Source organism: Rhodoferax sp. LS1R11, from assembly GCF_056521395.1.
Genome location: NZ_JBWMAW010000004.1, coordinates 280,317 through 303,713 on the forward strand (window position 1 = coordinate 280,317; position 23,397 = coordinate 303,713).

The 23,397-nt window shown below is 59.9% G+C and carries 17 protein-coding genes; 8 read left to right on the plus strand and 9 right to left on the minus strand.

Annotated elements, in window-relative coordinates:
* The first annotated feature begins 12 nt into the window (after positions 1-12).
* From gcvT to AC097N_RS07980, 4 genes are read left to right on the plus strand one after another with little or no spacing between them, the layout of a single operon-like run.
* The gene (gcvT, locus tag AC097N_RS07965) at positions 13-1,185 is read left to right on the plus strand and encodes a glycine cleavage system aminomethyltransferase GcvT (RefSeq protein WP_479580357.1); all 1,173 of its coding nucleotides are present in this window, start codon (positions 13-15) and stop codon (positions 1,183-1,185) included.
* A gap of 39 nt (positions 1,186-1,224) precedes the next feature.
* Positions 1,225-1,596: a glycine cleavage system protein GcvH gene (gcvH, locus tag AC097N_RS07970; RefSeq protein ID WP_479580358.1), complete on the plus strand. Its 372-nt coding sequence runs from the start codon at positions 1,225-1,227 to the stop codon at positions 1,594-1,596.
* 14 nt (positions 1,597-1,610) lie between these two features.
* The gene (gcvP, locus tag AC097N_RS07975) at positions 1,611-4,523 is read left to right on the plus strand and encodes an aminomethyl-transferring glycine dehydrogenase (RefSeq protein ID WP_479580359.1); all 2,913 of its coding nucleotides are present in this window, start codon (positions 1,611-1,613) and stop codon (positions 4,521-4,523) included.
* Between the two features lie 36 nt (positions 4,524-4,559).
* Positions 4,560-5,948 (plus strand): L-serine ammonia-lyase, encoded by a 1,389-nt coding sequence (locus AC097N_RS07980; protein ID WP_479580360.1) that lies wholly within the window; start codon positions 4,560-4,562, stop codon positions 5,946-5,948.
* Between the two features lie 28 nt (positions 5,949-5,976).
* On the opposite strand, the gene AC097N_RS07985 is transcribed toward AC097N_RS07980, so the two are convergent.
* Together AC097N_RS07985 and AC097N_RS07990 are read right to left on the minus strand one after the other, a co-directional pair.
* Positions 5,977-6,588 carry a response regulator transcription factor gene (locus AC097N_RS07985; RefSeq protein ID WP_479580361.1) on the minus strand — a complete coding sequence of 204 codons (612 nt, stop codon included), beginning with the start codon at positions 6,586-6,588 and terminating at the stop codon, positions 5,977-5,979.
* Between the two features lie 12 nt (positions 6,589-6,600).
* Complete coding sequence (locus AC097N_RS07990) at positions 6,601-8,571, minus strand: two-component system sensor histidine kinase NtrB (RefSeq protein ID WP_479580362.1); 1,971 nt, start codon at positions 8,569-8,571, stop codon at positions 6,601-6,603.
* Positions 8,572-8,603: 32 nt separating this feature from the next.
* Between AC097N_RS07990 and AC097N_RS07995 the strand changes: the two genes are divergently transcribed.
* The 3 genes from AC097N_RS07995 (at position 8,604) to AC097N_RS08005 (ending at position 11,813) form a co-directional block, all read left to right on the plus strand.
* Positions 8,604-9,638 carry a DctP family TRAP transporter solute-binding subunit gene (locus AC097N_RS07995; RefSeq protein WP_479580363.1) on the plus strand — a complete coding sequence of 345 codons (1,035 nt, stop codon included), beginning with the start codon at positions 8,604-8,606 and terminating at the stop codon, positions 9,636-9,638.
* Between the two features lie 153 nt (positions 9,639-9,791).
* Positions 9,792-11,138: a dicarboxylate/amino acid:cation symporter gene (locus AC097N_RS08000; RefSeq protein ID WP_479580364.1), complete on the plus strand. Its 1,347-nt coding sequence runs from the start codon at positions 9,792-9,794 to the stop codon at positions 11,136-11,138.
* Positions 11,139-11,459: 321 nt separating this feature from the next.
* Positions 11,460-11,813 (plus strand): hypothetical protein, encoded by a 354-nt coding sequence (locus AC097N_RS08005; RefSeq protein WP_479580365.1) that lies wholly within the window; start codon positions 11,460-11,462, stop codon positions 11,811-11,813.
* Between the two features lie 37 nt (positions 11,814-11,850).
* On the opposite strand, the gene AC097N_RS08010 is transcribed toward AC097N_RS08005, so the two are convergent.
* From AC097N_RS08010 to AC097N_RS08030, 5 genes are all read right to left on the minus strand, one after another.
* Positions 11,851-12,564, minus strand: coding sequence for a DUF2894 domain-containing protein (locus tag AC097N_RS08010; RefSeq protein WP_479580366.1), 714 nt, complete (start codon positions 12,562-12,564; stop codon positions 11,851-11,853).
* Positions 12,561-13,205, minus strand: coding sequence for an OmpA family protein (locus AC097N_RS08015; RefSeq protein WP_479580367.1), 645 nt, complete (start codon positions 13,203-13,205; stop codon positions 12,561-12,563). The genes AC097N_RS08010 and AC097N_RS08015 overlap by 4 nt, the downstream gene beginning before the upstream one ends.
* Positions 13,202-15,184 carry a hypothetical protein gene (locus tag AC097N_RS08020; RefSeq protein WP_479580368.1) on the minus strand — a complete coding sequence of 661 codons (1,983 nt, stop codon included), beginning with the start codon at positions 15,182-15,184 and terminating at the stop codon, positions 13,202-13,204. Before AC097N_RS08020 ends, AC097N_RS08015 begins: the two co-directional genes overlap by 4 nt.
* Positions 15,181-15,954 (minus strand): DUF3348 domain-containing protein, encoded by a 774-nt coding sequence (locus AC097N_RS08025; protein ID WP_479580369.1) that lies wholly within the window; start codon positions 15,952-15,954, stop codon positions 15,181-15,183. The genes AC097N_RS08020 and AC097N_RS08025 overlap by 4 nt, the downstream gene beginning before the upstream one ends.
* A 303-nt stretch (positions 15,955-16,257) precedes the next feature.
* The gene (locus tag AC097N_RS08030) at positions 16,258-17,163 is read right to left on the minus strand and encodes an SDR family NAD(P)-dependent oxidoreductase (RefSeq protein ID WP_479580370.1); all 906 of its coding nucleotides are present in this window, start codon (positions 17,161-17,163) and stop codon (positions 16,258-16,260) included.
* Positions 17,164-17,273: 110 nt separating this feature from the next.
* Between AC097N_RS08030 and AC097N_RS08035 the strand changes: the two genes are divergently transcribed.
* The gene (locus tag AC097N_RS08035; protein WP_479580371.1) at positions 17,274-18,149 is read left to right on the plus strand and encodes an NUDIX hydrolase; all 876 of its coding nucleotides are present in this window, start codon (positions 17,274-17,276) and stop codon (positions 18,147-18,149) included.
* Positions 18,150-18,310: 161 nt separating this feature from the next.
* Here the strand turns inward: AC097N_RS08035 and AC097N_RS08040 are convergent, their stop codons facing one another.
* Positions 18,311-20,878, minus strand: a complete 2,568-nt coding sequence (locus AC097N_RS08040) for a chemotaxis protein CheW (protein WP_479580372.1) — start codon at positions 20,876-20,878, stop codon at positions 18,311-18,313.
* Complete coding sequence (locus tag AC097N_RS08045; RefSeq protein WP_479580373.1) at positions 20,878-23,133, minus strand: EAL domain-containing protein; 2,256 nt, start codon at positions 23,131-23,133, stop codon at positions 20,878-20,880. The genes AC097N_RS08040 and AC097N_RS08045 overlap by 1 nt, the downstream gene beginning before the upstream one ends.
* Positions 23,134-23,397 lie beyond the last annotated feature (264 nt).

Below are 23,397 nucleotides of genomic sequence, written 5' to 3' on the forward strand. Positions count from 1 at the left end.
CGAGAAACCGCCATGTCCCAGACCTCCGCGCCCCCTGCTTCCGCCCTGTTGACCACACCCCTCAACGCCTTGCACCTGGAGCTGGGCGCCCGCATGGTGCCGTTTGCCGGTTACGCCATGCCGGTGCAATACCCCAGCGGCCTGATGGCCGAACACCACCACACGCGCACTGCCGCCGGTCTGTTTGACGTCTCCCACATGGGCCAGTTGCGTCTGGTCGGGCCCGACGCTGCAGCCGCCCTGGAAAGCCTGATGCCCGTGGACGTGATCGACCTGGCGGTGGGCAAGCAGCGCTATGGTCTGCTGCTCAATGAGGACGGCGGCATCATCGACGACCTGATGTTCTTCAACCGGGGCAACAACGAGATTTTTGTCATCGTCAACGGCGCCTGCAAGGTGGGTGACATCGCCCACATTCAGGCCCACATCGGCACGCGCTGCCAGGTCATTCCGATGCCGGAGATGGCGCTGCTGGCGCTGCAAGGCCCGCAGGCGGTAACAGCCCTCTCGCGCCTGGCGCCCGGCGTGGAGAAGCTGGTGTTCATGACCGGAGGCAACTTCGCGGTAGACACCGGCACGCAGAAATTTGACGTATTTTTGACGCGCAGCGGCTACACCGGCGAAGACGGGTTTGAGATTTCCGTCCACAACGACCACGCCGACGCGCTGGCCCGCGCCCTGCTGGCACAAGCCGAAGTCAAACCGGTGGGTCTGGGTGCCCGCAACTCGTTGCGCCTGGAGGCGGGTCTGTGCCTGTACGGCAATGACATCGACACCACCACCACCCCCGTGGAAGCCAGCCTGAACTGGGCCATGCAGAAGATGCGCCGCACCGGTGGCGCCCGCGCAGGCGGCTTCCCGGGCGCTACAAAAATACTAGCAGCTCTCGTAGATAGTACGGGGGCTACAGGCCTAAAAGGCACTAAAAAGCGTGTGGGCCTGATGGCACTGGAGCGCATTCCTGTGCGCGACCACACCGAGCTGCAAGACACCCAAGGCAACAAGATTGGCGAAGTCACCAGCGGCCTGCTGGGGCCCACCATCGACAAGCCGGTGGCCATGGGCTACGTGGCGTCCGAGTTCGCCGTGCCGGGTGTGAAAATCAACGCCATCGTGCGTGGCAAACCGGTGCCCATGGAAGTGGTCGCCATGCCGTTTGTACCCACACGGTATTACCGCGGTTAAGTTTTAAATTTCTTTGACATCTCATTTTTGGAGAACCCCATGACGATCAAGTACACCCCCGACCACGAATGGCTCAAGATTGATGGCGACACCGCCACCGTGGGCATCACCCACCACGCGCAAGACGCCCTCGGCGATGTGGTGTTTGTGGACCTGCCCGAAGTGGGCGCCACCTTTGCCGCCAAGGACATCGCCGGTGTGGTGGAGTCGGTGAAAGCTGCGGCCGACGTGTACATGCCCGTGACCGGTGAAATCACCGAGGTGAACGAGGCCCTGCGCGCCGACCCGGCCCTGGCCAACTCCGACCCGCTGGGCGCGGGCTGGTTCTTCAAGGTCAAACTGGCCAACCCCGCCGAGCTGGACGCCCTGATGGACGAAACCGGCTACACCAGTTTTTCTGCCAACGCCTGATTTAGGAAATTTTCATGTTGATGCAATCCGCCAAACCCTTGAGCGAGCTGGAAAACGCTTCTGAATTTTTGGCCCGCCACATTGGCGTGGACGAAGCCGATGAGGTCTTGATGCTGCAGGTCGTGGGGTCAAGCTCACGGCGCGAGCTGATTGACGGCATCGTGCCGCGCTCGATTGCGCGCCACAGCCAGATGGCCATTCCTGCGGCCATCACCGAGGCCGCAGCGCTGGCCGAACTGAAGGCGATTGCATCGAAGAACAAAATTTTCAAAAACTACATCGGCCAGGGCTATTACGACACCCACACGCCCGGCGTGATTCTGCGCAACATTCTGGAAAACCCGGCCTGGTACACCGCTTACACGCCCTACCAGGCCGAGATCAGCCAGGGCCGCATGGAGGCGTTGGTGAACTTCCAGACCATGATCACCGACCTGACCGGCATGCCCATGGCCAATGCCTCGATGCTGGACGAAGCCACGGCCGCCGCCGAAGCCATGACGCTGGCCAAGCGCAGCGTCAAGAGCAAAAGCAAGACCTTCATCGTGGCCGGCGACTGCCATCCGCAAACGATTGAGGTCATTCAGACCCGCGCCGCGCCCTTGGGCATTGAAGTACTCATCGCTATGTCGGGCCCCGAGTGGAATGACCTGCTGGCCAACCGCGATTACTTTGCGGTGCTGGCGCAATACCCGTCCACCAGCGGGCGAGTTGACGACCTGCGTGCTGATGTGGCAACGGTCCACGCCAAACAGGCCGCTTTCATCGTGGCCGCCGACCTGCTGGCGCTTACCCTGCTGGTGCCGCCCGGCGAGTGGAATGCCGACATCGTAGTGGGCACCACCCAGCGCTTTGGCATGCCCCTGTGCAACGGCGGCCCACACGCCGCTTACCTGGCGTGCCGTGATGAATTCAAACGCTCCATGCCCGGCCGTCTGGTGGGTGTGAGCGTGGACTCGCATGGCAACCCCACTTACCGGCTGGCGCTGCAAACGCGCGAACAACACATTCGCCGCGAGAAGGCCACCTCCAACATCTGCACCGCACAGGTGTTGCCCGCCGTCGTGGCCAGCATGTACGCGGTCTACCACGGCCCGCAGGGTCTGAAGCGCATCGCCCAGCGCGTGGCCGCCTTCACCGCCATCCTGGCCCGCGGCCTGACACAAATGGGCTGCACGCTGAGCCACACCAGTGCTTTTGACACGCTCACGGTCAAAACCGGAGATGCTACTAATTCAATAGCTGCCCGCGCACAGGCGGCGGGGGCTAACCTGCGTATTTACTTCAAAGAGTACCTCTGTATCTCGCTGGACGAGACCACCACGCGTGCCGACATCGAGCAGGTTTGGAGCTTTTTCGCCAAAGACTGCCAGGCCCTGCCTGAAGTGGCCGCTTTCGACAAAGGCATTGAGTCGCTGATCCCCACCGGGTTGCGCCGCACCAGCAGCTATTTGACGCACCCGGTGTTCAACACACACCACAGCGAAACCGGCATGTTGCGCTACATCCGCCGCCTGAGCGACAAAGACCTGGCACTGGACCGCAGCATGATTCCGCTGGGCAGCTGCACCATGAAGCTCAACGCCACCAGCGAGATGATTCCCATCACCTGGCCCGAGTTCGCCAACATCCACCCGTTTGCGCCGCACGACCAGTTGCAAGGCTACAAAGAACTTGATGAACAGCTGCGCGCCTGGCTGTGCCAGGCCACCGGTTACGCGGGCATCAGCCTGCAGCCCAACGCCGGTTCGCAAGGCGAATATGCCGGTTTGCTGGTGATCAAGGCCTTTCATGAAGCCCATGGCCAGGGCCATCGCCATATCTGCCTGATTCCCGCCAGCGCGCACGGCACCAACCCGGCCAGCGCCCACATGGCAGGCCTCGACGTGGTGGTGACCGCCTGCGACGCGCAGGGCAATGTGGACATGGCGGACCTGCAAGCCAAATGCGAGCAGTACAGCAAACATCTGGCGGCAGTGATGATCACCTACCCCAGCACGCACGGCGTGTTCGAAACCAGCGTGAAAGAACTCTGCGCGATGGTGCACGCCCACGGTGGCCGCGTTTACGTGGACGGCGCCAACATGAACGCGCTGGTCGGCGTGGCCGCCCCCGGCGAGTTTGGCGGTGACGTGAGCCACCTGAACCTGCACAAGACCTTCTGCATTCCGCACGGCGGCGGCGGTCCCGGTGTGGGCCCTGTGTGTGTGGTGGCTGACCTCGTGCCCTACCTGCCAGGCCACGTGACCGGCGGCCTGCCCAGCAAGGGCGTTGGCGCCATCTCTGCCGCGCCTTTGGGCAACGCGGCGGTGCTGCCGATCAGCTGGATGTATTGCCGCATGATGGGCCCTGAAGGCCTGCAAGCCGCCACCGAGGTGGCGATTTTGAGCGCCAACTACATCAGCGCCCGCCTGAAAGACCACTACCCCACGCTGTACGCCAGCGCCAACGGCCATGTGGCACACGAGTGCATTCTGGACCTGCGCCCCTTGAAGGAAAGCAGTGGCGGCGCCAACGGCATCTCGGCCGAAGACGTGGCCAAGCGGTTGATGGACTATGGTTTTCACGCCCCCACGCTGAGCTTCCCGGTGGCCGGCACCTTGATGGTCGAACCGACCGAGAGCGAAACCCTGGACGAGCTGGACCGCTTCATCAACGCCATGATTGCCATCCGCGAAGAGATTGCCAAGGTCGAGCGTGGCGAGTGGCCGCAAGACAACAACCCGCTCAAGCACGCACCACACACGGCCGCGTCCCTGATGGGTGCCGAGTGGGACCACCCCTACTCCCGCGAGGTGGGCGGCTTTCCGCTGGCCACCCTCAAGCAGGTCAAGTACTGGCCCCCCGTAGGCCGGGTGGACAACGTCTATGGCGACCGCAACCTGTTCTGCTCGTGCGTTCCTTTGACGGAATACGCAACGAGTTAAAGCAGGACCTCAGGACGGCACTTCAGGAGAACACCCGTGGCAGTCTCTGTTTTTGACCTGTTCAAGATTGGCATTGGCCCCAGCAGCTCGCACACCGTGGGCCCCATGCGCGCGGCACGACAGTTTGTGGCGCGGTTGCAGCACAGCGGCTTGCTGGCGCAAACGGCCACGGTGCGCTGCTGGTTGCACGGCTCACTGGGCGCCACCGGCAAGGGCCACGCCAGCGATGTGGCGGTGCTGCTGGGCCTGTCAGGCCATGAGCCCGACACGGTGGAGGTAGACCACATCCCCGCACTGCTGGCGCAGGTGCGCAGCAGCCAGCAACTTGCATTGGCAGGCTCGCACCGCATTGCCTTCCATGAGAAAGACGACCTGCTTTTCATGCGGGCACCGCTCCCCTTTCATGCCAACGGCATGCGCTTTGTAGCGCTGGACGCCGCGGGCCAGGAGCTGGAACAGCGGGTGTATTACTCGGTGGGCGGCGGCTTCATCGTGAGTGACGAAGTGGCGGCCGACGGCACGCGCCAAAAGGCGATCGCACCTGACGCTACGGTGCTGCCGCTGCCCTACACCAGCGGCGACGCGCTATTGCAGCTCACCGCGCAACACGGTCTGAGCATCGCGCAAATCATGCGGCGCAACGAGCAACATTGGCGCAGCGATGCCGAGATTGACGCAGGCCTGTTGCGCATCTGGCAGGTGATGCAGGACTGCGTCAAACGTGGCTGCGCGACCGACGGCGTGCTGCCTGGCGGCTTCAAGGTCAAACGTCGCGCCAAGCCGCTGTTGCAGGCGCTGACCGCCAACCCCGAGCAAGCCCTGCGTGACCCGTTGCAGGTGATGGACTGGGTGAACCTCTACGCACTGGCGGTGAACGAAGAAAACGCCGCGGGTGGGCGCGTGGTCACCGCCCCCACGAACGGCGCGGCCGGCATCATCCCCGCCGTGTTGCACTACTACACGCGCTTTGTGCCGGGGGCCACGGATGCAGGCGTGATTGACTTCCTGCTCACGGCCGCAGCCATTGGCATCCTTTACAAGGAAAACGCCTCCATCAGCGGCGCCGAGGTGGGGTGCCAGGGCGAGGTGGGCGTGGCCTGCTCCATGGCCGCCGCCGCCTTGTGCGCGGTGATGGGCGGCACACCCGCACAGGTGGAAAATGCCGCCGAGATCGGCATGGAACACCACCTGGGCCTGACCTGCGACCCGGTGGGCGGTCTGGTGCAAATCCCCTGCATCGAGCGCAACGCCATCGCCTCCGTCAAAGCCATCAACGCCGCCCGCATGGCACTGCGCGGCGACGGCAGCCATTTTGTGAGCCTGGACAAAGTCATCAAAACCATGCGCGAGACCGGCGCGGACATGAAGACAAAATACAAAGAGACGGCGCGAGGCGGTTTGGCCGTCAATATTGTGGAGTGCTAGAAACCTGGGCGGTGGGCCAAAGCCGTCTTCAAGCCAGACGCCCCATGCGGTGAGCCAGCTCCACCGCCGAATTCACCCGCAGTTTTTCAAAAATATTGGCACGGTGAAACTCCACCGTGCGCGGCGTGATGCCCATGTGATCGGCGATGTTCTTGTTGTAGTGGCCTTGCAGCAACTGGTCCAGCACCTCACGCTCGCGCACACTGAGTCCGGCCAGGGCCTGCTGAAACAGCAGCCGCTCCTGCGAGTCGGCTTGCAGGGTAAGCGCAGCCTGGCGGGCCGCTTCCACCTTGTCGACCAGCAGGTTGTTTTGAAAGGGCTTCTCCAGAAAGTCCCACGCCCCATGCTTGACCGCGGCCACGGCCATGCCCAGGTCGCCGTGGCCGGTCAGAAACAGGACCGGCCAGGGCCAGGCCATGGCCTTGAGTTGTTCGAAGGTGGCCAAGCCCGACAGCGGCTCCATGCGAATATCGAGCAAAACCACACAGCATTCCCACAGGTCTTTGCCCGTGCGCAGGGACTGCAAAAACACGTCGCCACCGCTCCAGCTGCGCGTGGGCAGTCCGCGCGAATCCAGCAGCCAGGCCAGGCCATCGCGAAAATCAGGGTCGTCGTCGACGAGGTGGACAGTGGGGTTCATGGTTTCACGGGCTCACACAGTCAGGGGCAGCCACATCGTAAATTGTGCACCGTTCAGGTCGGCGCTGTGCTCCACATCGATCCGACCATGGTGTGCTTCCATGATGGAGCGGCAGATCGACAAACCCATGCCCATGCCGCCCGCTTTTTGGCTGGCAAAGGCGTCAAAAATGCGGTGGCGCTGGTCGGGGGGCACGCCCGGGCCGCTGTCTTCCACCCGGATGCCCGCCAGGGTGTCGGTCTGCACCAGACTGACACGCAGGATGGCGGGCGATGGCGCACCAGATCGCTCTGCGCGCGCGGCCCACTCGGTGGCGTTCAGCACCAGGTTGTGCAGGGCGTGTTCGAGCAGCAATTCATCCGCCGGCAAGGTGAGTTCATGCTCGGGCAGACACAGCTCCAGTTTCAGTCCATCCGGCAAAGGCACATGGCCCACCACGCGGGCGACGAACCGGGTGAGCGCCAGCGGCTGGTAGCTCATTTCCTGCCGCCGGGCAAAGGCGTTGACGCGCTGGATCACCCGCCCCGCCTTGTCGGCCAGGCGCTCCATCCGCTCGACCACGGGGGTCACGTCCTCCAGCGCCATGCGCCCATCACGCAGCCGGTTCAACAGGCCATTGGCAAAACTGCTGAGCGCGCCCAGCGGCTGGTTGAGCTCATGGGCCAGGGTGGAGGCCACCTCGCCCACCGCCACCAGACGCCCGGACGCTTCGAGCAGCTCCTGGCGGCGGGCGGCCAGGCGCTCGGTGCGTTTGCGTTCGGTGATGTCCAGCACCGAGCCCATCCACCCGATGACCCGGCCATCGGCCAGTGTCAGGGGGGCGACATGCGCCAGCACATCCAACAGCTGGCCCTGGCTGTGGCGCAACTGCATTTCCACCCCCACTTGTTGCGCCATGGGCTGATTCAGGCTCTGGCGCAGCAACTGAAACTCGTCCCCCTGCTCCGGTGGCCAGTACGGCAGGGCCTCGGTGTGGCCCAGAATTTCTGACGGGCTCAACCCCACCATGCGGCAAAAAGTCTGGTTGGCGTACAGCAGCTGACCCCGGGGGTCCCAGGCACGCAGCCCCAGCGTGATGGAGCGCTCCATGGCCGTGCGCAGTGCCATTTGGGTTTGCAACTGGGATTCGGCCCGCTGTCGCCGCGCCGTGTCCCGCCGCAAAACATAAAGTGCCAGCCCAATGCCCGCCAGGCAAACCAGGGCAATGCCAAAAAACACACGGGGCGCCAGCGCGGGCTGGCTGTTCAGCACCTCGACCCGCAAGGTCACAGGCGCACCGGGCAGGTTGATGGGCGCCACATAAGACGAGGAATCGTCAGGCGCCACCACCGGAGTGTCCGACTCCAGTCGCACGGCATGGTCTTTGAAAAACCACGATGGCACGGCACTGGCCAGCATTCGGTCGAACTCGATCGCCGCCACGTAATCACCCACAAACCGGTCCCGTTCAAAGATAGGCACCGCCAGCCAAAGCGTCTGCCCCAGGGGGCCGGCATACGCCGCGTGCTGCAGGCCCCGGGTGGTCTGCAGCATGGTGGACAGCGCTGGTTCATGGCCGGGGGCTTGCGCGGCAGACTTCAGAAACAAGGGCCAGCTGGCGACCGACGCCACTGCAGACGCCTGGCCTGCCGCCAGCCAGCCATGCTCAACGATCACCCCCGGGTCTCGCCAGAGTTGCCCGCCCGACAGTGCGGGCGGCGTGGTGCTGTCACGGCGTTGGGCGCGCACTGCCAACACGCCCAGGTCCCGCTCCAGGCGGCGAAAGTGAAAACGCAGGGTCTGGTCAAGCCATTGGGCGTCTGCGGTGCGGCGGCGGTCTTCTTCCTGGGCCTCCACCGTGCGCAAAAACAAGGCGAGCAACACGATGGACGCGGCCACCAGCAGCAGCATGCCGATCAGCCAAGTCATCGCGCGGCGGTTCAGGGCGGAGAGCTGGCGGGTGTCCAGGTCGAGGACCGCAAAGTCGATGGTGGGCGCTGTCATGGGTCGGGGAGGTTTTGAGTAGCATAGCGGACATGCAAACCTTCAAGCGGATCAACTGGAAACCACAGGCCTGGCGCTGGTGCGCGGGCTGGGGCGCCTGCCTGCTGCTGGTGGGGGCCGTTCCTGCCGTGCAGGCGGCGCAGGCCGGAGTGATGATCCGCCTGTCGCATGTGGTGGCGCCTGACACGCCCAAGGGGCGGATGGCCTTGCACTTCAAGTCGCTGGTGGAACAGCGCTCCAGTGGCCGCATCCGGGTCGAGGTGTACCCCGATTCGCAGCTGTATGGGGACGATGACGAGATGGAGGCCCTGCAGTTGGGGGCGGTCGAGATTCTGGCGCCCTCGCTGTCCAAGTTTGGCGCCGTGGGCACCTCTGAATTTGAGGTTTTTGATTTGCCGTTTCTGTTTGCCGACCTGGCGCAGGTCCGGTGCGTGACCCAGGGCCCCATCGGGCGGCAATTGTTGCAGCGCCTGTCGCGCCAGCAAATGGTGGGGCTGGGCTTTCTGGACAATGGCTTCAAACAGATGAGTGCGGGCAAGCCCCTGCAGCAGGTGCCCGACTTCAAGGGCCTTCGCCTGCGCATACAGGCCTCGCGCACACTGGCGGCCCAAATGCGCGCGCTCGGCGCCCTTCCCGTGGTACTGCCGTTTGGCGAAACCCAGCGGGCTTTGGCCACCGGGGTGATTGATGGTGCCGAAAACCCGCTGTCCAACTTCCTGACCCAGGGGCTGGACTCGGTGCAACGCGCCGTGACGCTGACGGACCATGGCTACCTGGGCTACGCGGTGGTGTCCAACCCGCGTTTCTGGGCGAGTCTGGACACCTCGGACCAGGACCTGGTGACCCTGGCCCTGAACGATGCCCTCGACGAAGGCAACCGCCTGTCCGCCCAGCTGAACCAGCAGGCCTTGGCGACGCTCCAACAATCGCCCGGCATGCGGGTGGAGACGCTGTCAAACGCGCAACGCCTCGCCATGCGCCGCGCCGTGCAGCCCGTCTACGACGACTACGAGCGCCGGGCCGGAACCCGCCTGCTGCGCCAGGTGCAGCGGGACTGCCCGCCCTGAAAACGCAGCCCGTAGCCCGCCCGCGCGACCTAGGGTAAACCCGACTGTTGAACGCCACAGTTGGCGAGATGACGACGGCTGCATACCATTCAGCCCGCGCCCTCCTGGAGGGCTACGCAGTCCCTCCCATCAACCTATTCAAGGCCACAGCTCATGTCAACGACAACCGCGCGCAAGCCGCTTTACAAGTCACTTTATGTCCAGGTTCTGACCGCCGTCATCATTGGCGTGCTGCTGGGCCACTTCAACCCGGAGTTCGGCGCCCAGATGAAACCGCTGGGTGATGGCTTCATCAAGCTGATCAAGATGATCATCGCACCCATCATCTTCTGCACGGTGGTGATCGGCATTGCCGGCATGGAAGACATGAAAAAGGTCGGCAAGACCGGCGGCCTGGCCCTGCTTTATTTTGAGGTGATGTCCACGCTGGCCCTGGTCATTGGCCTGGTGGTAGTCAACCTGCTGCAACCCGGCTCGGGCATGCACGTGGACCCCGCCTCACTGGACACCAAAGGCATTGCGGCCTACACAGGCCCCGGCAAGATGGTGGGCACCGTGGACTTTTTGCTCAACGTGATTCCCACCTCGGTGGTGGATGCATTTGCCAAGGGCGAGATTCTGCAAGTGCTGCTGTTTGCCGTTTTGTTCGGCTTTGCACTGCACAAGTTTGGCGGCCGCGGCACCATGGTGTTTGACTTCATTGAAAAGACCTCGCATGTGCTGTTCGACATCGTTGGCCTCATCATGAAGGTCGCACCCATCGGTGCATTTGGCGCCATGGCGTTCACCATCGGCAAATACGGCGTGGGCTCGCTGTTTTCACTTGGCAAGCTCATGGGCGCGTTCTACCTGACCTGCCTGATTTTTGTGTTCGTGGTGCTGGGCATCGTGAGTCGGCTGCATGGCTTCAGCATCTTCAAGTTTGTGCGCTACATCAAGGAAGAACTGCTGATTGTGCTGGGCACCTCGTCATCTGAATCGGTCTTGCCCCGCATGATGGAAAAGCTGGAAAACCTGGGTGCGCGCAAGTCCGTGGTCGGCCTGGTGATTCCCACCGGTTACTCGTTCAACCTGGACGGCACCTCGATTTACCTGACCATGGCCGCCGTCTTCATCGCCCAGGCCACTGACACCCCCATGTCCTTGACGCAGCAGCTCACCCTGCTAGCCGTGCTGATGCTGACCTCCAAGGGCGCCGCGGGCATCACCGGCAGCGGCTTTATCGTGCTGGCCGCCACCTTGTCCGCCGTGGGCGGCGTGCCGGTGGCCGGTCTGGCGCTGATTCTGGGCATCGACCGCTTCATGTCGGAAGCCCGCGCACTGACCAACCTGGTGGGCAACGGCGTGGCAACCCTGGTGGTGGCCAAGTGGACCGGCGACCTGGACATGAAACGCCTGCACCAAAGCCTGGACAACCCCACGCAGCAGGAATCCCAAGAACCCGAAGCCATTCTGGACCAGCAGGTGGCGCACATGGCCGTGACACCGGCCAAGGCTTAAGAAAACTGCCGGCTGCAATGGCCGGCAACTGCGAGGAGTTTGCTATTATTTATATAGCTACTCCCGCACGCTGCACCTGGGCTACAGCCCTAAATCATCATTAATCGATCTGGGTAATCCGCATCACGTTGGTCGTGCCCGAGGTGCCAAAGGGCACGCCAGCGGAAATCATGATCGTGTCACTCGACTGGTCCCTGCTTACACTGCACAAATATGACTCCCTCGTTTTGTCGAATTTGCTTGTGTTCTTTCTTGTTTCTATTGGCGCCATTGAGCAGCCATGCCCAAGTGCCAGAAAAATGCGTCTCGACGATCGTTGGATTGAAAGACCTGCTCAACGATCCGTCGTTTTCTTTGCAATGGGAAGAGACAACGATGGACGATGGCAAACCCCTGATGGTGTCTATTGCTGAGAAAAACGGGGTTGCATCAGTGGCCTTCGTCAAGTCGACCAAAGGTCTTTGGGCGGATATTACGGGGGTGATTTGCAAGACGGACAAGGACATGGAAATCAGATTTACCGCCGACCAGATTCGCTTCGGGCCTGCGGCAAGCCGGGTGCTGCGCTATGCGCTGGGTAACGGCGGTAAATTCACGCTCACGAGAGTCGGAGCCCAACAATTGCAAGTGGCGACGACGGGATGGAGCGGGATTTTTGCGCCCGTGGGCAATTAGCGCTCATTCTGGGCTACAGCCCAAAAACACAAAAAAACTACCCCGCGCTCACGCGACGGCTCTTCGGTTTTTTTGCGCCTTCAGCGTCGGCCGTTTTCTTGGCCGGGGCAGGCTTGCCTTTGCCGCCTTGGTCCAGGCACAACAAGGTGTCGGCGTAAGAGGTAAACCGGTTGAGGTAATCGGGTGAGATGTCGCGCATCAAGGCCAACGAGCGCAGCAACAAATTGTGCGAGTTGATGGGCCCGGCATTCTTGGGGGCCTGCACCAGGGCTTGGGTCACCTGCTTGTCCACGCTGAGTTTGGACCAGGTGTTTCTGAAATAGCGCGTGGTTTTCAGCTCGGGGCGCAAGCCCGCGTTCCCGGCATGTCCGTCACCACCACCTTCCGCCGTCTGCGCCGTGTGTTGGGCAATGTAGCGGGCCAGTTCGCCCAGCGAGGCGCGTGGGGCAGCTTTTTTCAGCGTGGCAATGCATTGCGCCACACCTTTGAAATCACTGGCCTGGAGTAGCCCTTGCAACTCGGGCGCGGCCTTCGGAAACGCCAGCGCCATGTGATCGACGGCCTCTCTGGCTTCCCGCTGTGCAAGCTCAAAACGAATTTTGAAAGCATCCAGCGCCTGCGCCAGCTTGGCGTCCAGAATGCGTCTGACGGGGCCTTGATGCGCGCTGGCGCGCTGGGCCAGCACGTCAAGGTAATGCAGGCGCACGGGGTCAAACTTGGCCGCGCCGACCGCGCGCAACGTCGCGGTCATGGTGCAGCGGTTTTCGTGTTGGCGGTTCGGGGCACAGGCGCCATTTCCACCCGCCGGTTTTTGGCGCGGGCCGCTTCATCCACATTGGGGGTGGCGGGCTGCTCCGCACCAAAGGCGGCGGCAAACACCATCGAGGCGGGCATGCCTTCGTCAATCAGCGTGCGCGTCACGGTCAAGGCCCGCTGGGCCGACAACTCCCAGTTGTCCACAAACTGGCTGCTGCCACCGCGTATCGAGCGGTCGTCGGTAAAGCCGCTCACCATCAACAATTCATTACGCGAGGCCAGATAGCCCCGCAGTGGCGTGACCAGGCTGTTCAACAACTGCCGCCCCTCGGGCTGCAGCTGGTCGGAATTGAGCGAGAACAAGACTTGCCCGCTGATGCCAATGCGCCCGTTGTTCAGCGTGATGCGCCCCGAGGCCAGCGGAACCGCCAACGCTTTCTCCAGCGTCATGCGGCGCTGCTCTTCGACCTGGCGCTTCTTCACCTCGGCTTCCAGGCTGGTGGTCAGCTCCATTTGCACACCCAGCACGCCCACCAGAATCAGCACAAAGGCGCCCAGCAGGCCCGACATCAGGTCGCCAAACACGGCCCAGACGGGTGCGCTGGCCTCGGTGCCCGCGTCAATGTCTTCCATCACTGCACCTCTTCGGCCAGAGCCACTTGCTTGCCGGGCAGTTGGCGCAGTTCTTCAAAAATTTCTTTTTGCGACATCACGCTCAGGTCAATGATTTCACGCGCCTGCGCCACGTAGTAGGCAAGCTGGTCGTCACTGCGCGCCATCGATTTGTCCATGGCGCCTTCGATGCGCTGCAGGTTGCCAATCAGCTTCTCGTTGGCCTCGTTGAAAGAGTGCACCGCAAAACCAAAGGCCTCGCTCAAGCTCGACACCTCCACCGCGCTGCTGGTGACGTGCGCCGCAATGTCCGAGAGCTTGACGGCCTCGGTGCCCACCTTGTCGGCAAACTCGCTGCCCGCCGCACTGAGCGCCACGGCAGACGACGCGACCAGTGAATCAATCACCGCGCGCTGCTCAAGCGATGCATGGTTGATCGACTCCAGCAGCGAACTCAGCGTGGTCATGATGCGGCTGCGCTCTTCCAGCAGCTCGTTGTCGCGCGAGACGCTGTTCGAAATCTCCTTGCGCAATTGGCCAATGACTTCGGCCGCGGCGCGGGGTGCCTCAGACGCAGTCTCAATCAAGCGCGTGATCGGGTCTTCCAGCGCGGTGCCCAGCGTTGTCAAATGACCGGTGAGTGCCGTTTGCAATTCACCCAAGCGCTCGACCGCGGCGTTGCCACGCACGGCCTCGGCGTCCCGGAGCGCGCCGAGTTCACCACGCAACACGCTGGCCAGTTGGTCCATGCGCTCGCTGTGCTGCGCGATCCAGGCCGCCTCAGACGCGAGGCGCGAGCGCATCAAGTCTTCGGCGCTGGCCATCAAGCGGGTGGTCTCACCCAGCGTGGTGCTGGCACGGTCCTGCGCCTGTTCGGTGATGGTTTTCACGGTCTCGCTCAGGGTGGTGCAGATTTTTTCTTGCTGCGCCAGCGTTTGCGTACCGGCCTGTTGCCACTCGCGCTGCAGCGTGGCCGCCACGGCGTCCAACGACTGCGTCCAGGTTGTTGTCACGGTCGAGGCCATCGTGCTGAAGCGCTCGGACAGGCCATCAAGCTGCAGCTGAACGGTGTCGATCATGCGTTCGTGCATCAACTTTGCCTCCTGGGCAATTCCGGTCAAGGCCGCTTCAACGGCGGGTTTGATGCTCTCGCCCGCCACATGCGCGCTTTGCGCCAGACTGCTCCGCAGCGATTTATCGACGGATGTGGCCAGTTCGGTGTAAACACCTTTCACATCGCGGTGAAAGCTGTCCTGGTTGCTGAGCAGCCGCTCGTTCAACTGCTGGCTCATGCGCTCCATCTGTCCCATCATGGCCTGCAATTGATCCACCACTTGCGGCAAGGCCTGGGACTGCAACTGCAACGCCTTGAAGGTTTCCTGGCGCTGGTGCACCAGTGAAAAACCACGCAAGACGGTGGCAATTCTGGTGTCCAGCAGTTGCCCAGCGGCCAGCCGCTCGCGTCGGCTGAAGGCCGACATCAAGCCCAGCATGGCCGAGGTGGCCACGCCCGCCACCGAGGTGCCAAAGGACAAGCCCAAGCCCTTGATGGGTGCGGCCAGCGCGGTGCGGATGGCCTGCAGGTCGGTCGTTCCTTCCAGTGCAAACACGGCGCCGTTGAGCGTCACCACCATGCCCAAAAACGTGCCCAGCATGCCCAGCATCACCAGCAGCCCCACCAGATACGGCGTGAGTGCCGGGCCCGGCAAACCAACGCGTTCGCCCTCCACGCGTGAACGCACCGAGTTTTGGAGCGACGCAGGCACGCTGTCGAGCCAGCTGCCCAGATTCGGGAGTTGCTCGGGGATGGTGCTCAGCGCCGTGACCAGCGTGGCGGTGGCCTGGCGAAACTGCCGCAACTCCAGCGCGCCAAACGCATAGACCGCACCAATGACCAGCGTCACCGACAGCGCCAGCCAGTGCCCGCCCAGAAACCCGGAGGCAACCCAAAGCACCGCAATGGCGCCCAAAGCAAAGGCGGCTGTGAACAAATGTTTCTTCATGTCTGTTTTGATGTCTCGTGGTTGAGTGCTTCCATAAGCCCCAAGGTCGGCTGCAGGCGGAGTTCCAGCTCCGCGAGCAGCACGGTTTGCAAATCGTTGCGAAAGCGCGCCAGCCAGCCACCGGCGTGCATCCAATAGGCCGGGTTGTCTGGCAGTTCGTTTTTCAGCAGCAGTTGCTGGTGTGCGTTGAACAGGTGCGCAAACCGCTTTTCCAGCAGCTTGGGCACGGTGGCCAGCAACCTGGTTTCGCGCTCGGCCAGCATGCCGCCCAATGCAGCGTCCAGCCCGGCCAGCGTCTTGAGCGCGGGGGCCGTGCGCGCCAACACGTCACGCACCTTGGCACGCAACGGGCGAATGCTGGCATCCATGTCGCGCTGGTGCGAGAGGTAGTAGCGGCGATAGGGCTCGTAGGCCGTGGCGAGGACCAAGGGCACATCCAGCGTAGGCGCGGGCAGCTCAATACGGGCCTTGCCCGCCACGGGTGCACCTGTTTTGGTAATGGATGCCTCTAACCCGGCACTGACCCGCGTAAACGCTTCACCGATGGCAACACCCGCGCCCGGGCGCAACCCGACTGTCGCAGCGGGTGGATTGGCCGCGCTCGCGCTGAGCGTGCCATACAGGTTGATCGCGTCGTTATGGTCCAACCACAGCGCCAGCTTTTCTGCAAAGGCGGTGCCCGGCTCAGTGGTCTCCATCATGGCCAGGTCGGCAAGCACACGAATAAGCCTTGAGCTGTGGAAGTTTGTACGCGTCGGTGCTCGCGTCATATAAAAAGATCAATCCAAATCAAAAAGCAGGGTTTGGGCGACTCCGTCGGAGCAGGTGTCAAAAACCCTGCCTGGGGTCGCCAACGCATCGCACCTGTCCTACACCTGTCGGCTCGGGGGATGGTTTAGGCCGCCATCAGCGGCCTTGCGTGATGGGGGTGATTTTACCGCCTCAGGCCGTCCGGCCTGATTTTCGCGGTGGCGGCTGCAACTGGCGTGCAACCGCTTTTGACGGATGCGCGGGAAATACTATCAATTTAATAGCTACTTCCGCACGTTCTACCTGGGCTACAGCCCCGTTTCTTATAAATTGGCCATGGCCTTGCCCACCTCATTGGTGCCCTGCGCCGCGCCGCTTGGGGGCACGGTGGAGTCGGTGCGGTCGGTCACATCCATCAGACGCTCGGCCAGGCGCTCCGGTGTCAGTGCGTCCGTGCCCAGCCACACGCCTTGCGTCATGGTGATGTGGGCCGCCTCAAACGTGCCCGCACCGGCGCACAAAATGGTGCGCGTGGGCGCGTCTTGTGAGGCCAGCACCAGCATGGCGGGCACCACGGCTTCGGGCTTGAGGGCGGCCAGCACGGCCTCGGGCATCAGGCCCTCGGTCATGCGGGTGGCCGCGGTGGGCGCCAGGCAGTTGACGCGAATGTCGTTCTTGGCGCCCTCCAGCGCCAGCGTCTGCATCAGCCCCACCAGCGCCATCTTGGCCGCGCCGTAGTTGGACTGGCCAAAATTGCCATACAAACCACTGCTGGAGGTGGTCATGACAATACGCCCGTACTTTTGCTCGTTCATCAGGGCCCACACGGCCTTGGTGCAATGCACGGCGCCCATCAGGTGCACGTCGACCACCAGTTCAAAGTCGGCCAGTTCCATCTTGGCGAACGATTTGTCGCGCAAGATACCGGCGTTGTTCACCAGAATGTCCACCCGGCCCCAGGCGTCCACCGCCTGCTGCACCATGGCCTGCACGGCGGCAAAATCGGTGACCGAGGCGCCATTGGCCATGGCCTCGCCGCCTGCGGCCCTGATCTCGGCCACCACGGCCTCCGCCGCGCTGACCGAGCCACCGGAGCCGTCTCGTGCACCGCCCAGGTCGTTCACCAGCACCTTGGCGCCACGCGCGGCCAGCGCCAGTGCATGCTGACGGCCCAATCCGCCACCCGCGCCGGTGACGATGGCCACGCGGCCTTTGAAATCAATACTCATGGTTTTTTTCCTGAAGGTAAGGTGACAAGTTCACAGGGGAGATTCTGATAGTCTCCAGCGGCAAAACGACCACTGTAAGTCACAGTGGAGACTGCCCCTGAAAGCGATCCATGGAACTCAACTCTGAAGTCATCACCACCCCGCCGCGCCCCGCTGCCACGGTGGTCATGCTGCGCGACGGCAACGATGGCCTGGAGGTTTTCTTGCTCAAGCGCCACGGCTTATCGAACGTGCTGGGCGGCGCCTACGTGTTCCCCGGCGGCAAGGTGGACGCGGCCGATGCGCTGCTGGACATGGACGCTCACCTGGACCAACCTCTGTCCGTGCTGCACAGCGCGCTGAATGAGCACGACATCGAGCCGCTCACCGCCGCCAGCCTGTATGTAGCCGCCATGCGCGAGGCTTTTGAAGAGTCGGGCATCTTGTTTGCACACGGCGCCTCCCACCACCACGCCGCACAAGCCACCGCCCTGCTGCGCGACGGCTTGGCATTTGACGCCCTGCTGGCGCAGATGAACTTGCGCCTGCAAAGCAGCCAGGTGCTACCCTGGTCGCGCTGGATCACACCCCGGCAGCCGTCGGTCACCAACAAGCGGTTTGACACCCGCTTCTTTGTCGCCGCGGTGCCCGCCGACCAGGTGGCCCGCCACGACGACCACGAGACCACCGAAAGCGTGTGGCTCAGCCCCCGCGCGGCGCTGGCGCGATACTGGCAAGGGCAGATAGAACTGGCCCCGCCACAAATCATGAGCCTGGTGCAACTGGCGCGCCACACCCAGGTGCAAAGCGTGCTGCAAGCCGCGCGCCAGCGCCCTCCCCCGGTGATTGCCCCCGAGCCCTTTGATGACGACGGCACGCGGGTGATTTGTTATCCGGGGGATGAGCGGCATTCGGTGCGCGAGCAATATCTGCTGGGGCCTACGCGCTTGGTCTACCGCAACAAGCGGTTTGAGCCGGTGGCGGGGTTTGAGGGGTTGTTTGGGTGAAGGTGGGGCAAATTAAAGGGCTGGAATTTGGGGACAACGAAGTTCCGTTGTGCAGCGGAAGCGGTCCTAAAAAAGTTCTAATTTCCAGCCCCAGACCCGACATTGACTCCCGCAGGCCAACTACATTTTTGCCTAGCTTGTCCTGGTATGACGCCACGTTTTTAAATAACGTCAAGCGACAAATTGAACAATGAATTTACACACATCGACTGGATCAAAAGTGAACCCTTATTCGCCTTGATGAGTTGATGAATCAACGTGGAACGACCTGCAGAAAAGAACGGCGATGGAATGATTTGTTCGCTGGAAAATTCTCTGACATCGTGCAAATCATCTACCAACAAACCCATAGACCGTCCCGAATTCTCAATGAGCAGAATTTGCGACCCGTTCATAGTTCTGTCGGCTTGTCCGTGCACTATACGATTCAGGTCAAAAACCCATGCTGGCTTAACCTGGTTCCCCTTATGTTGCAAGTCCAAAAGTCCAATACATGCCTTGTTTGAACTCATCGGGACAGACGTCAACCGCTTTGCCGTTACGGACTCCAAAACATTTCTTGCTGGCAATGCGTAGAGCACGCCATTTGCAATAAAAATCGCATATTCTTCATGACCGACGCCATGAGCCTCAGATTCGATCGCCGTGTCAATTCGGGCGGCGCTAGGTGATATCTTGCGCAAAGGGCCAATCGGGTCATACACGATAGCCAGGACATCATCTTTGTAGCCATCCGACACCTTGAATTCTCGGTAGCCACTGCTGGAGCTGCAGCCCATCACCGCATACTGACCGTCATGTTCGACAATCTTTGAATGACTCTCGCCTGCAGCGATTTGTTTCAAATCGATGTCGATTTCCAACTTGCTGCCGGCGGGTCTTCTTGCATCCGTACTGGCGATGATGCTTCCGGACCTGTCCACAAAAAAACCTGTGATATCGGGTGAATTACCTATAGCTCCACGCAACATCATTTCAAGCTCAACGGCCGAATTGAAGACGATACCAATGCCGCCAATGACAGCGCTTTCGTTCTTAGTGCTTCGAATGGCCGCATGATAAACATAGGTTGGCGCATCATCATATAAATTATTGTTTTCAAATGGGGTTACATAATAGGATTGGTCCGAAATCAGAGAGCGCACATTCGTCAAAGTCTCAAAAGAAACCTGCTCACCAAGCGACATGGGATCGTCTTGACCATTCAGCGTACTGGCCACGATTTCCCCCTTTGCGTTGTAGACAAAAAGTCTGGTGTAGACGGTATAAAGAGAATTGATGTACTTAAGAATTCCTGTCAAATTCGCATTGTTTTTGGAGTCTATTGTTTCTGCCGACATGGCGGCTCGCAATTCAGGTGTAGAGGCCCACCAGCGGCAATCGTTGGCGCGCTCGTACAGATTTCTGTCTAGTAAGTCGACCAACAAGTGTGAAACGAATTCCATCTTCTTGAGTCCAGACGTAAGAACGGTGCTGTATAGGTCGCCGATCGACTTGGAAAACAGTTCATTACTGCGGCTTGCAGTCTCACTGATTTGAACAAGTACCGCTTTGAGTTTGGTTTGATCACCGGTCTGACCTGATGACATCACCTGCCCGTTCCAGACTACCCCACGTATGTTCTCAGCCGCATTCATGATCTCAAAAAGCGGTGGTGAGAATGATTTTGCGTGTGACAACACGCCTTCCCTTATGTGCTGAGGAAGCGTGGCAAGAATATTGCCTTTGTCTCCAGAAAAGGCAACATCCACTGGAATCATCACTTGCCCACGCCAACCTTTTGGACCCATGTACCCTTGATAGCCTTGAGTCTCGACGGTTCGGATTAGATACTCACGACCGGAGAAAGTCTGCAACGCCATCGTGCCATCACTATCCGCGGGCACTTGCGCATCCAGAGGAATCCAAAGTTGATCTGAACTCTCGATGACCTTATCTTCTGCGTTCAGCAAAAGCATGACTGATCGGCCTTTAGTGTCTCCATGCGTTTGAAATATCCCTGCCATCTCCTCCTCAAAGTTGAAGCACAGGCATAGCAATCCCAGGGTCTTCTTTGTGACGGGGTGCGATATCCGTTTGGAATAAATCAGTGCCCGCTTCTTACCAGGACGCAAGTCGCAGTATCTGAACGTCTCTACATAAGAGTCGGTGTTCAGGGTCTGCAAAATGAGCGGGTCGCTACTGGCGTCAATCGGAAATCCTTGATCCACCTTGGCCAACACATTTCCGAAGGTGTCCAGCAAAATAATGTCATCGTAGACGGTGTATTTATTGCGGTATTCCCTCAGGCGTCTATTGATTTCCTCGTGGTCGTCGATTTCACCTGCAACAAAGGCAGCCAATACGTTATCTGTTGCCAGGAATCCAACATCGGCTGTACGTTCGTACAAATTTCTGATCAGGATATCTATTAGATTCTGCGCCTTAGTTTCAATTGCAGACAATACATTCGAGACCTTCTCCAACACGAGACTAGACACCAGTTCATGCTCAAGTCGGTTAAATCCATCACGTGTTGCTGCCATCGTTGGAAGAATCGCTTTGGCCTCCTTCGGGCAGTTCATTTTCGCGCCCGACTCAATCATTCGCCACATTAGGTTGAGCTCTTGCAGCGCACGTTCGCAACGCATAACGTCCCTCATGTAGGGCAGAAAGATATCAACCTGCAGCGGCGTTTTATTGTTCTTCAACAACATAATCTGGTCACATTTCAAAATGTCAGTACGCATCAAGCGCACCTGAGCGTGCTTGTTGAATACATAGAGATCAGGCTATCCAGGCTCAGTGGCCTGCTGAGTAAATATCCCTGAATTAGATGACACCCTTCCTCCTTCAGTTTTGACAGTTGGGCTTCTGTTTCGATACCTTCAGCAATGACGTCCATCTTCAAGTTGTTCCCAAGTGTGAGAATTGCCTTGGCGATTGCATGGTCACTTTGACTGTGTGCGATGTCGCGAATAAAAGAGCGGTCAATCTTCATTGACGTGATTGGCAGATTCTTCAGCATTGAAAGTGAAGAATGTCCCATACCAAAATCGTCCAAACTAATCTCGAATCCCAGACTTCGCAGTTTTCGCATGACAGAAACAACTAGCTCAGGCTGCTTCATCAACATTCCCTCCGTGAGCTCCAAATTGACACTGGAAGGAGGAATCCGATGTGCCCGTGCCAATTCACACAGCACGGTGGGCAAATCCTTGTTGGTGAATTCCGATGCTGCCATGTTGACGTGTACCTTAAGGCCATGGAAACCAGCTTGATAAAGTGTTGACAGGTCCGCACATGCTTGCGCCATCACCCATCGGCCAATTTCAACAATAAGGTGGCTTTGCTCGGCAATCGGTATGAAGACATCAGGAGGAACCAGGTCACCATTGGCTCTGCGCCAACGAATTAGCGCTTCTATTCCATGCATCAAGCCCGATGACACATCGAAGATGGGTTGATAGACGAGGAACAGTTCCTTGTTATCAATGGCATGGTGTAGCTCTGTTTCGATTGACAGGCGCTGCGCAAGAGATGCCCGCATTTTGGCAATGCTGATGGGGCTGCTGTTGGAAAATATGTCGCAGCTATTTCGGCCATTTTGTTTGACGCGGTACATCGCGGCATCTGCACTTCGCAGCAATTCAGGAGGGGTCTGGCCGTTCTCGGGAAACCGGCTGATCCCAATGCTTGCCGACACGGTTAGCTCAACACCGTCGTATTGAAACGGTGCTCGTGCCACCTCTAATACTTGTGAAGCCAATTCAGAAAGAGATTCGTCAGAACTGCAGTAGGTGACAAGGGCGAATTCATCCCCGCCCAATCTACCCACCGCTGTATCTGGTGGAACGATGGATTTCAGTCGTACGGCAAACTCTCTCAATACGTAATTTCCCGCATCGTGGCCGTACGCATCATTGATAGGTTTGAAACGGTCCAGGTCAATGTACATAAGACCAAACTTCTCCTGAAGCTTTGTGGCACTTACGCAGCGTTCAGTCAAGCATGCGTGAAAGTGACTTCGGTTGGACAGCTCGGTAAGCTCGTCGATTCGCGCCAGCCGATGGATGACAACTTCTCTTTCCATCCGCTGCGTCGTTTGGGCAATGAGTGCACCAATCGTTGCTGACAATTTGGGTAATTGGGCTTCTTGTTGGCGCGAGAGACAGCTGTAAAACTCAAGGACACCCGGACGATGGTGCTCACCATCCTGGGACACATAAGTTACCGGAAAGATGTATCCAGACAGCAAGCCACTACTACGCGCACTATTTCGGCGCAAGAATTGAAGGTTGGTGGACATGTCATCAATCCACTGAGCGCGGCCCGATGCCCATACCTGGCCCACTAAGCCCTCTCCAGGTTTCATGACTAGATCGGTACTTGCTCGGCTAAATGCACTAAGTTTGTGCCTGGGACCGTTCCAAAGATGCCTGCACCCTAATTGGGCCCCATTTTGGGGAGAGTCCCCCATGATCCAGTACGCGCCCCATTCCCAACCGAGACTCTTGCACACGAGTTGTATGACATTGACAATAACTTCATTGAGTTGCCCTGACCCAACCAAGAGTTCAGTCAATTCAAAACCGAGGCGCTCGCGAATTGCTGCATCCTTGCTGCGAGTGATGTCCGTCAGTACCCCGGAAGTGAATTCTGTGTTCTGACCCTCCATACCCAACAAGCTTGCACGTATCCAGCGAAGTCCCTCATTGACAGTGATTACTCTGAACTCAAACTCTGGCTCAGGCTCTGCCGCCACATACGCCGCTGTGATCATTGCAACCAGCCCAACCAGATCATCCTCAACTACGTTGATGAAGCAGTCATCAAGCGATGGCCCATGTTCAGCTTTGATATCCAAGTAACTCGCTGCCATCGGCGAGATTTCGATTTGACCAAGGGCGTGGTTGTACCACCATCGTCCGAAGGACGCCGCCTTTTCCAATGCATATGCGGAGTCTTGAAACCCCGTGTTTTCAACGCCAACTTTGTTGCCCATTTTTTATCCACTGATTTGATGGACGCCGTGCCAGTTCCATGCTGGCTATGGCTCGTAATGGTTAACCCTAAGCAACATGCGTGCCCACATGGCTCAAATTAATCCCAGTGGGCATATGGTTATGTGTTATCCAAATGGCGCCCGTTTGTAAGCATGCGGTGAACCCATATTGACTGCGCATTGCAGTCCTGCTTTACCGAGCTAGCTTTGTGGTTGCCAGCGGTGCGGCAGCAGTTCATGAATCTGGCTTGCCCGTTGCGTTGG